Genomic DNA, 11528 nt, shown 5'->3' with positions numbered 1-11528 from the left:
GAAAAACCGCCCCCTAACAGGGAACGGTTTTTAGCTCACGGTTTGATCATCTTCTTTAATCAGCCAACGTTCAATATGCCTGCTGACTTCATTAAGATTCCTTGTTTTCGGAAGCCTCTTCAGCGCCTTCAGTTGCCGCTGCATCACCTTCCACAGCAGCATTCTCTACCTCGACTGCACGCGGCACGATCACGGATGCCAGCAGCTCCTCTTCAGAGACATGCAGCGTCACACCTTTAGGAAGCTTTAAGTCGCTTGCGCTCAGCTTGTCGCCAATATCCAGTGCGGATACATCCACTTCAATTGTGGACGGCAAGTCAGAAGGCAAACCTTCAACTTCGACTTCTGTTTCTTGAACTTGCAGGATACCGCCTGTTTTTGTACCTACAGGGGTTCCCTGATAATCAATAGAAACACGCACGCGAAGCGGTTTGTTTTTGGAAATTTTTAAAAAATCGGCATGCAACCATTGGTTGTCACGCTGTTGATAATCTTTAATAATTACTGGGATCGTTTCTCCGCCTTCTACTGTGAGATTAAAAACCTCTGAACGTCCGGTTCTGACTACTTTATTAAATTCCTTGGCATCGACATGTACAGGGGTTCCCTCGATTTCAGAGCCGTAAACCACAGCTGGAATCCGTCCTTTTAACCTTAATCCACGAATGGCCGAACCCTTCTTCTCTGTTCTCGGCTGGGCGGTTAGTTGAATACTTCCTCCATTAGAACTCATGATATACAACCTCCTTCAGGTTACCTTACAAATGATTTTCCTCCAAGAATCTTGCTTGGTTTACCAGTCGTACTACAGAATATGAGCCAGCAAGCTGGCAAAACTAAACAAGTCCATAATTCTATTTTACCCCTTTTTTCTGAAAGTGACGCACATTTGCATAAAAAAATAACATTTCTCGAAACGATCGAAAAATGCTATTTTCTCGTGTATATATGGCAACCAGACATACAAGGTTATCCTGCCCGGTTATCGTTAACCAGTAATAAATATTCCTCTCTGCCACTATGAATCAATACCTGCATCACAGACCGGGTCAGATCTACATCAATATATCGATCTGCCTCCACATCCTTGGCATCCCAGTGATTCAGGCGGACAATGTAGCCAATTCGCTGTACATCAGGAGCCACCCGAATGCGAGCTATTGCCCGGCCGTCATCTAAATCTTGAAATTCAACATGTCCGTCACGGTACCCAGTGCCCCATACCCACACATTCCAGCCAGAGTATTGCCGATCTGCACGCTCGTAGATCAATTCAATTGTGCGGAATGGAATAACCTCTCTATCGTTTCCTAGCTGGGCATCTGTCATTGCTGTACCTGCAATCTCTTGATTTGCCCCCTCATCCAAGCCTTTCGTTTTGTTATCCACTTGCTCGTTAGCTTGATGATCATGCTCTGTCAAAAAGGAGGCTTGGGGAGGTCCATCCTGATCGTACAACACCATCATCGACCAGCGCGATACCGTCACACGATGACCTACCACTTCATACCGTGTTTCAATCCCGGCCCCGTGTGCATCCACGACTACATGCCATCGATCCGATTCCGCAGGCAATAATATGGTCTGTTCTGTATCCGAACCGTTATAAATCACCACAATATGATTCCAGGCATCGCCGTTAGCATGATGCCTCAATGCAAAAGCCACCACATGTCCACTGCTTTGCAGGACTTCCATATGCTGCTCCACCAGCTCACGCTGATCTATACGGAATGCCGGGTGACTGCGCCGCAAAGCAATTAAGCCTTTGTAGTAATCAAACACAGGTCGAAACCTCGCCTTGTGATTCCAACGGATGGCGTTCACCACATCAGAGCTTCGGTAGCTGTTATGGTCTCCATATTTGGAACGCAGCAGTTCATCCCCTGCATGGAAAAAAGGAATGCCTTGCGATGTCAGAACCATTCCGTTAGCTAACAGGGACTTACGTACAGTTTCGTTTTCAAGTAGGTTACTTTCATCCATCTCCTGATACGGGTCTGCTTCGGCTACGGCTTGTTCGGCTGTCCTTCCATCTTTGGGGTTCCCCTGCTCCCATTGCGGAAAACGACAATGCTCCCGCAAATGTCTCACCGTCAAAATTTTATCCCACAAATTGAGATTATCGTGGGCCGTTACATAATTGACGGTCTCTGATGGCTGAGCTGTGAAATCATAAATAGCTCCAAAAGCACCTTGAAGTACCCGTTCCTCCTGATTTTCCGCCCCCGTAGCAAACCCGCTTCCTGCACCGTCGCTATCTCCCTTAATGGCAGAACGGTAATTGTCGTTAAAAACGGCAAAACCCTTATCCCGCTGCGTTCCTTTTAATGTAAGCAAAGGCTGAGGGGACTCTCCTCCTGTCCAAGGCTCACCATAGATCAGCAGATCGGGACGTATCTCAGAGCGAAGTTCTCGGGTAAGCTGCTCTACAGTCGGTGTATCAATCAACGCCATCAAATCAAACCGGAAGCCATCTATGTGATATTCCTCTGCCCAATAGCGTAGTGAATCCTTGATATACTTGCGCACCATCGGACGTTCGGTTGCCACCTCATTACCTACACCTGATCCATTGGTGAGCTTCCCTTGCTCATCTGTACGGTAATAATATCCTGGTACAACTGGCTCAAACGGACCCTTTTCCACCGAATACGTATGATTGTACACGACGTCCATAATGACACCGATGCCAGCCGCATGCAGAGACTGTACCAGCAATTTCAACTCGCGTATACGCGCCTCCGGATCAGCTGGATTGGAAGAGTAGGACCCCTCCGGCACATTATAGTGCTGCGGATCATAGCCCCAGTTATATTCAGTTCCTAATTCCGAAAAGTCATTCACCGTATGAAAGTCAGCCACGGGAAGCAAATGAACATGTGTAATGCCCAGCTCCAGCAAATGATCCAGTCCGATACGGTTACCCTCGGAATCCGTTAATCCCGTATACGTAAAGGCTGCAAACCTCCCCTGAGCGGCAGATAAATCTTTTATACCCGTATTAAAATGGGGGTCCATCGAAAAGTCACGCACATGAAGCTCATAGATAATGGCATCTGTCGCACGCTCAAGTACAGGCCCCTCATCCTGTTCCCATCCATCCGGGTTGGTTCGATCCAAATCAATGATAGCCGTACGTTGCCCGTTGGCTGATACCGCTCTGGCATATGGATCGGCAGCATAATGAATGGTGTGGTCCACCCACTCCAGCCTGTACATGTAATAATATCTGTTCCAGTCGCCTTCCAGTTCGATAGACCATACACCTTGATCATCACGGCTCATTAGAAATTCCTGACCACCACCGTGCTCCTGAACGATTCCTTCCTGATCGTACACCCCTGCGTCGGTATACAACGCTATATGAACCTGCTGTGCAGTCGGTGCCCATACCTTAAATTTGCTGCCCGCAGGCGTATAAGTAAGACCCAAATCATAGCCTTCATATATGGGATATGCTGTGTGCTCAAGTCCCTTGAGCTGATTGAAATCAGACATTCCTGTTCACCACCCATTTTTATACATCGGCTTATAGCCTCTGTTCATCCATCATTTATGATGTTTATGACTTGTCAATATACCTCAGGATTTGCAAAATCCTCACCTCATAGGCTATCAAAATAAGACAAGCTTGAAAAGCTGGATGAATTAAATAAGGATGACACTCTCATTTCAACACGCACACTCCATTTTATGACAAAACGATGAACAGGCTACAGCTTTCGCCTCCAAAGCATCACATTTATTTTCTAGCTTTTATCACTTATAGACTAGACTGAAAAAAAGCATGCTAAACCATGTACCATTTTCAGGAGAGTCGGCGGTTATCCATTTGAAAAATTTCGTCAGCCATTCGCATGGTAGAGCTTCGATGCGATACAAGGATAATTGTTTTATCTTGCTGCTGTTCTTTTAACGATTTTAAAATAATCGCTTCGTTCAAACTGTCCAAATTGCTAGTTGGTTCGTCCAGCAGTAAGAGGGGCGCATCATGAACAAAGGCTCTGGCCAGTCCCAAGCGCTGACGTTCTCCACCAGACAGCCTGTCCCCCAACTCTCCAACTCGGCTGTCATATCCTTGAGGCAATGTCATAATAAAATCGTGCACTGATGCCTTACGGGCTGCCTCTACAACCTGTTGATGTATAGCATCAGGCTTTCCAATTTTGATATTAGCTGCAATGGAATCATCAAACAGGAACGTATGCTGATCGACGTAGCTCTGCAAGCTTCTCAAATGTCGGGTCTCAATGTCCTTTAAATCGTGTTCAGATAGCAAAATTCCACCTTGTTGCGGGTCCCTGAATCGCATCAGCAACTTCAACAACGTTGACTTGCCGGAGCCGCTTTTACCCTGAATACCTATAATTCGCTTGGGCGGTATCGTGAGACTTACGTCCTTCAGCACCGTTTGACCATCGTATGCAAAAGTCACCTTGTCTATCTGCGCTCCAGTAAAGCCAACAGTCATTCCATCCATATTTTCTTCTACCTCCGGGGTCTCCTCCAGCAGACTCAGCACTCGTTCCCCGCTTGCCAGCGTTTGAAGCAAATTGTTGGACAAATTGCTCAGCGCGACCACCGGACCAAATGAACTAAACAGGGCAATGACTGAAATCAGCATACTTGTAAAATCCATCTGCCCCTTAGACATGCCATACAATCCAGCTAGTAGCATCAAGAATGAAAATCCGACTACAGCCGCATCTGTGACCGCTCTTGTGATGCCTTCGTGATGCTTCAAGTCCTTCTGCTTGGCATCCAACTGATCCGTACGACGGTTAATTTCATTTAATCGTTGTTCCCCTTGCCCATATTGAACAATTTCCTTCATCCCGCGTAAGCTGTCCAAAAAATAACTACTCAGCTGGCCGAAGCTGCTCCGGTATTCCATCCCTTGGCGCTTGCCCATACGTGACGTAAGCAGAGGAATGAATAAACCGACGGTTATGTAAGCAAGCGCAGCGATCCCGCCTAGTAAAGGCTCATAAGAGCCTATAAAAAACACCATAAGCAGTGAAGTGATAATGCCGATCATAACAGGCGCTATCGTATGCGCATAAAATACTTCCAGCAGTTCAATATCACTTGTAATCAGCGAAATCAGATTCCCTTTGTCCTTGCCTTCAAGCTTGGCTGGAGCCAATCTGCGCAAGGCTTGAAGCACCTTATCTCGCAGCACGGCCAGCAGCTTGAAGGCGAGATAATGACCGCTCATTTGCTCGCCATAACGAAATACACCGCGTAATACAGCACATAGCACGATGGCAGTCAGCAAAAATGTCATGCTGTAGCCTGTCGTGATGCCCGTTGCTGTCAGTAGGGCAAGGGCCCCATACACAATAATGCCAATAGCACATACAAAACCAAGCACTCCTGTAACAATCGTTATGAGCAGCACAGGTAAAAGAGGCCCTGCCAAGACCAACAATTGACCCATAATCCGTAAACCGTGTCTACGCATATACAGCACCTCCTTTCACAAACTGTTCCATCCTATGCTGACTGAGATACATCTCCGCATAATGTCCCTGCTGGCTCAACAGCTCCTGATGCGTTCCGGATTCTGCCACCAAACCATTTTGCAGCACATAAATGCAGTCAGATTGGATCACATTTTCCAGTCTGTGAGAGATGAGAATCACTGTTTTTTGACCTGCCAGTGCATGTATGACCTCCATGATGCCTTCCTCACTCTCAACGTCAATGTTAGAGGTAGCCTCATCAAAAATATACACATGACTATCGTGCAGCAACGCTCTGGCCAGTGCTAGCCGTTGGCGCTGTCCTCCAGACCAATTCGCTCCCTGCTCCTCTATCTCTGCTTCCAGTCCCCCTTCGGAGAGAATAAAATCATACAGCTTCACTTGCCGCAACGCTTCCAGCATTTGTTGCTCATCCGCGTGCTCATTCCCCATTCTCAAATTCGCTTCTACAGTGCCTTTAAAAATGTAGCTGTTAAAACCGATCCAGGTCATATGACGCATGCGGCTTTCTTCCGTAATGGAGGTCAGTTCGGTTCCTCCGATCTTCAGGCTTCCTTGATAGCCCTCATGATGTCCAACGATCAATCCGGCTACCGTACTTTTACCTGAACCTGATTCTCCAACAATGGAAACAAAGCTGCCTTGAGCGATATTCATGGATATATTTCGTAAGGTATCTCTTTCATCGTAAGCAAAATTTACCCGTTCCAGTTGAATGTCTGTGGCTTCTATGCTTTGTTGTCCTTGTATAAAATCCTCTGTACTCAACATTTGAAATATTTTGTCGCTTGCTGCCATTCCGTTCATGGCGATATGAAAGTAGGAACCGAGCAGACGCAGCGGAATGAAAAACTCTGCCGACAGCAAAACAATGATGAGCGCTCCCGCCAAGCCAATATGACCTGAGGAATATTCGCTTACCGCGACCAGCACACCTGCGGCGGCACCACCAAATGCGATAAGATCCATGACAGCCACGGAGTTTAACTGCATAGTCAGGACTTTCATCGTCATTTTGCGAAAATCCTCAGCCGCTGTGTTCATCTCCTGATGTTTATCCTGGTCTGTCCCGTAAATTTTGAGCGTGGTCAGACCTTGTACATTTTCCAAAAAGCTGTGACCCAAATTGACATAGCTGCCCCAATATTTTCGAAACAGCTTTTTAGCCATCCTCATAATGACAATAATGGACACTGGAATTAAGGGAACGCAGATTAATAGAATAATAGCCGCTTTGAAGCTGACAAAAGAGAGGGTGATGAACAACGTTACAGGCGCAAGCAGACTATAGAATAGCTGAGGCATATATCTTCCAAAATAGGTCTCAAGCTGCTCCACCCCTTCTACAGCAACCTGAATAACCCCCGAAGTGGAAGTATGATCTGTATAAGAGGGCCCCAGCTTTAGCAGCTTGCCGTAAATCTGTGAGCGCAGCGTTTTTTTAGCATTGATTGAAGCCCGATAGGACAACATACTGGCTGCATAATTACTCAGAAAGCGAACTGCAATGGCAGCCATAACAATGACCGTCATGAATAGAATCAGCTTGCGACTCACTTGTCCCTCCCATGCTTGCTGCATCACAAAGGCCATAGACAAAACAGCGGCTATACTCCCTAAAAGACCGATCCACTGTACAAGCACACCCAAGATGATATATTTTCGAGAATGCTCCACCAGGCCTAACAGACGACTGTCGACCATTTTAGACTTTTTTTTGGGGGTAGGGGCGCTTTCAGTTAAAGACGGAGTTTCTGCCTCAGTTGCTCTCACAGTTCCGACTCGGAATATAAAGTAATAATATTTAAAAAGGATGACTAAGACGATGAGCGTTTTGCCCCATATATTAGGGGTAAAGATAAATCCTGTAATCAGCATAGCTGACGCTAAGCCCAATGACGTAATTTTTGTGGACAGCTTCAACGACCTGGTTTGAACAAAACTTTCCAGATATTTTTGATACAGAGACGTATTTGAAAACCACCGATGAATCCTTTCAGACCCCCGCATAAAGAAAAAGGTTGCCAGCAGCAGAAACGGTGTAGTCGGCAGCAACGGCACCACTACGCCAATAACTCCAAGTGCCAAAAATAAAAACCCTAAGGTAATATAAATCGGTTTCACTATAATCCCCCTAATATATATACTATTAATGATATTTTATGGATAATGATAATCATTATCAATATATATAATTTAATCAGGTTGTTATGTGATGTAAATCACGCATATAAAAATCCTCTTGAAGCTCAACTCCACAGAACATTTTTGTGCTCATGTAGATGTTTGGTCTTCAAGAGGATGATTGAAATAAGTGCGTGTTATTACGTTGTTTTACGAACTTATAATATCATATTGCTCCAATACCTGCCGATGTAACGGGTCATCTGCAGGTATGGACGTATAACGTGTCAGCGCTACACTCACCCCTTGGCTGCGAATCACCTGCTGAAGCTCAACTGCTTCGGGGTCTTCCGTAATATCAAATTTGCAGGCAGCAGCCATTCCTAACGCCAGATGATCGGTCCGGATACCATACTCCTGTGCTTGCAGCGCGGGACGTACAAGACGGTCATTGGGAGACAGCTTGCGAAGCGGTGAACGTCCGACCCGAGTAACCTCGTCTGTCAGATTAGGATTGCGGAAGCGATCCAGAATCTTAGAGATGTACTTCTTATGCTCCCCTTGATTCAAGCCGAATCGCTTTACAAGCACCGCTCCTGTTTCCTCCAGCGCCCCTTGGATTGAATCTACCACCTTGGTATCCTTCATGGCCTCCTGGATCGTGGCATAACCTGCGGTATAACCAATATAGGCCGCCACGCAATGCCCCGTATTCACCGTAAACAACTTGCGTTCAATGTAAGGCTCCAGATCCTGCACGTAAAGAATGCCTTCGATTTCTTCATGGTCAGCTGCCATCTGCGAGCGATCCACCACCCACTCGTAAAAAGGCTCTACCTGCACATGCAATGGATCCTCATGATGCTGGATCGGCACAATCCGGTCTACAGCAGCATTAGGGAAATATACCGAAGCCTCTGCCTTGGCACGAGTCGCCTCATTCAGTAGCGCAAAAATATGCTCTTTCAGTTGGGCGCTGCCTCCAATTGCATTTTCGCAAGCAATCACATGCAGCGGGCCTGCTCCACGCTCTACCCGCCGTGCTATCCCCTCGGCAATACCTGCTGCAATATGCCTGAGGATGCTAACCCCGACTGCGGTCGTTACCAGATCAGCATGGTTTACTGCATCCGCTACAGCGGATGCATCTCTGCCGTCAATCGCGGTTACATTCGTTACCGTCTCCGTATCCTTCGTATCATTCGCCAACTCAACAGTATATTGCTTGCGGCGTCGTAACTCAGATACAAGTGTCTCGTTGACATCTGAAAAAACAACCTCATAGCCTGCACGCGACAGAATCAGCCCAATAAAGCCGCGACCGATATTTCCTGCTCCAAAGTGGACGGCTCTCATAGCTCCAGCTCACTTTCGAACAGATCTATAATTTCCTGTGGGATCACCGCGTTGCGAAGTTTGTCCATGTTTTCTTCCTCCGCACATACCACAGCGATACTTGTCAAAATCTCCATATGATCGCCGCCTTGGGCTGCAATGCCGATCACCATGTATGCTTTTTCTTCCCCGAAATCTACGCCTTGCGGGAACTGAACGATGGAGATGCCAGTGGATTGAACAAGTGTCTTAGATTCCTTGGTACCATGTGGAATAGCCAACCCGTTCCCGATATAGGTGGATACAATCTCCTCGCGTTCAAGCATCTTGTCAATGTACTCAGTTGTAATATGTCCTGCATCCAGCAGGATTTGTCCTGCCATACGAATCGCCTCATATTTGTCTTTGGCGGTTGCGTTCATTTTTATTTTGTCTATCGTCATAATACTCACGGTAGGTTCCTCCCTGTCCCTAATTTACTGTGAAAAAATTCAGCCAGCTCAGTCGATATATAATTGGCAATCTGATCTCTACTACCGTGTTCCAGTAGTGTAATCATGTCTTCCTGCAGCAGTAATGCACTAATCTCGCTCAATACCTCCAAGCTTTCTTTCGGTAACTCACGAGGTCCCAACATCAGCAGAACGCATTCCACTTGTTCGTCTACATCCGCCAACAGCGGCTCAGCCAGCCTATACAAGGTCAGCGAAGGCTGGCGAATATAGGGACTGCGTGTATGAATTAAAGCAACGGAGGTATCAGTAATCACCTGACTACCTTGGCGCTCTCTTTCCATAAGCTGTTCAGCAACAACAGAAGGCTCTGTGACATTTCCCCGCCCTGCCTCCAACATGCATATAGCCTCTATGGTAGCTGGCATATCCATCCCTTGATTTTCCAGTGGATACACTTGAAATTGCTGTACAATGTGCACAATCTCCTCAAGACTTTTCCGTAGACCAGTAAGCCACTCCATGCCCTGGCCGGAGAGTACAGCCTGTTCCTGACGATGATCACTGAGTTGATTGAGTGTAATATGCTGAATGAAATGACGCAGGCGGTCACTCTCCTCTTGCGTCAGCAGCGGGCTGATTTTGAGATACCGATCCGGCTCAAGCGGTAGCTCCACTGTCGAAATGATCAGATCATAATCCTCCTTGGGAATCCGCGTTGCCTCGTACCATGAGGCCCTATCCACGATTTTGATCTGTGGCAGCTCCTTGGCCAGTCTTGTTGCCAGAAGTCTGGAAGACCCAATTCCGCTCGTGCAGACTACGATTGCTCGAACCTCCCGCTGCAATTGTCGCAGCCGCTCCAACGAAGCGCCAAAATGCATGACCAGAAATCCGATCTCTTCATCTGGTACTTCCATTTCTGTCATATCCGCCGCAGCCTTTTTGACCGAGTCGAACAAGCTGCCGTAATCCTTGCGGATTTGCTGAAGGAGAGGGTTGCGGATCGCTCTCCCTTCCCTCAAACGTTTGAATACTGGAGTCATATGGGCAATCAGCCCTTCACGCAGGACACGATCCTCTGCTAATGGTGTGCCTGTCTCTGCCTCTACACGACGAATCAACTCATGAACCGACTCCAGCAGTACAAGATCATCCAGTGGCAGCAAGCGGGTGGAATGATCCTCAGCATCACGGAACAGCAGCCTGAAATAACATCGTTCCGGTTCTGGAAATTCAATATCCAGCGCTGCTGACAATTCTGCGCATATGCGCTCCACCATAGCTGTGCGCAGCATGATATTCTCCTCTGAATCTGTTTTCGAATACGGGAGAGAGAGACAATGATCCACAAAGTACCCAAGGCGCAGACGTGCCAGAGAAACGCAAATTTGAATCAGCAGTTCCATATATTTGCTTTCCACCATGTTTTTCAGCCATTGGTCATGAGGCTGCCAGAGGGCATTTTCCACGGTTAGCAGGTTCTCCCTGCCAATCATCTCCATCAATTTTTCTGTGACACGTGTCACGGGACGAAGCTCCTTTCGGCCGGAAAACAGATCCGATTCATCCAAATATTCGAGAGCAAGCTCAGAAATCGCCCGTCTTTTGTCTATCTCCCGGCCTGTAATCTCGACACCGTATCCCCGTCTGCGCACAAGCACGAGCCCTCGATCTGCGATCCAGCCTTGTAATTCGTCCAGATCATGACTGACCGTAGTTACTGTGACTTTCAAATCCGATGCTAGCGCCAGCAGCTTGATCGGCTCCTGTGTATCCAGCAGCATGCACAGAACTACAATTTTTCTCTCCTCAGCCGAGTATTCGTCTGACTTCGTATGCAGCAATTGCTCCCGCAGACTTGCAAGCTGAATCGGGTCGGCATCCACAAAAATACCGATCCCTGATTTTTTCTCCAGCTTTACCTCATGAGCCGCCAACCAACACTCAACTGCGCCAAGTTCCCGATGAACCGTCCTTGTGCTGACATTGATCTTCTCAGCAATTTCCCCGGCCGTAACCTCTTGGGGCTGCTCCAAAAGATACTCTACGATGTCAGATTGTCGTTTCGTAATATTCATAAGCGCATACCGTTCCTTCCCAAGCTCTCATCCCTTCCAGCAGGAAA

Annotated in this window: 7 protein-coding genes; all 7 read right to left on the bottom strand. The window is 47.2% G+C overall.

All coding sequences use genetic code 11. The features are described from left to right. Positions 1–91: 91 nt before the first annotated feature. The 7 genes from C0638_RS14660 to C0638_RS14630 all read right to left on the bottom strand — a co-directional run bounded on the left by C0638_RS14660 (position 92) and on the right by C0638_RS14630 (position 11481). Positions 92–733, bottom strand: a complete 642-nt coding sequence (locus C0638_RS14660; protein WP_013372564.1) for a 50S ribosomal protein L25 — start codon at positions 731–733, stop codon at positions 92–94. 236 nt (positions 734–969) lie between these two features. After that, positions 970–3501: a type I pullulanase gene (gene pulA / locus C0638_RS14655; RefSeq protein WP_058710419.1), complete on the bottom strand. Its 2532-nt coding sequence runs from the start codon at positions 3499–3501 to the stop codon at positions 970–972. Positions 3502–3811: 310 nt separating this feature from the next. Next, positions 3812–5467, bottom strand: coding sequence for an amino acid ABC transporter ATP-binding/permease protein (locus tag C0638_RS14650; RefSeq protein WP_058710420.1), 1656 nt, complete (start codon positions 5465–5467; stop codon positions 3812–3814). After that, on the bottom strand, positions 5460–7613 hold the full coding sequence (locus C0638_RS14645) for a DUF454 family protein (protein WP_082689608.1): 2154 nt from the start codon (positions 7611–7613) through the stop codon (positions 5460–5462). The genes C0638_RS14650 and C0638_RS14645 overlap by 8 nt, the downstream gene beginning before the upstream one ends. A gap of 210 nt (positions 7614–7823) precedes the next feature. Next, positions 7824–8969 carry a mannitol-1-phosphate 5-dehydrogenase gene (locus C0638_RS14640; RefSeq protein WP_058710421.1) on the bottom strand — a complete coding sequence of 382 codons (1146 nt, stop codon included), beginning with the start codon at positions 8967–8969 and terminating at the stop codon, positions 7824–7826. Further along, on the bottom strand, positions 8966–9400 hold the full coding sequence (locus C0638_RS14635; protein ID WP_013372570.1) for a PTS mannitol transporter subunit IIA: 435 nt from the start codon (positions 9398–9400) through the stop codon (positions 8966–8968). The genes C0638_RS14640 and C0638_RS14635 overlap by 4 nt, the downstream gene beginning before the upstream one ends. Then, on the bottom strand, positions 9397–11481 hold the full coding sequence (locus C0638_RS14630; RefSeq protein ID WP_058710422.1) for a BglG family transcription antiterminator: 2085 nt from the start codon (positions 11479–11481) through the stop codon (positions 9397–9399). The genes C0638_RS14635 and C0638_RS14630 overlap by 4 nt, the downstream gene beginning before the upstream one ends. Between the last annotated feature and the right edge of the window lie 47 nt (positions 11482–11528).

The sequence above is a fragment of the Paenibacillus sp. lzh-N1 genome, assembly GCF_002872435.1.
In the GTDB taxonomy this organism is placed as follows: domain Bacteria; phylum Bacillota; class Bacilli; order Paenibacillales; family Paenibacillaceae; genus Paenibacillus; species Paenibacillus polymyxa_C.
The sequence above is the reverse complement of the archived record's forward strand: the minus strand, read 5'-3'. Positions and strand labels throughout refer to the sequence as shown.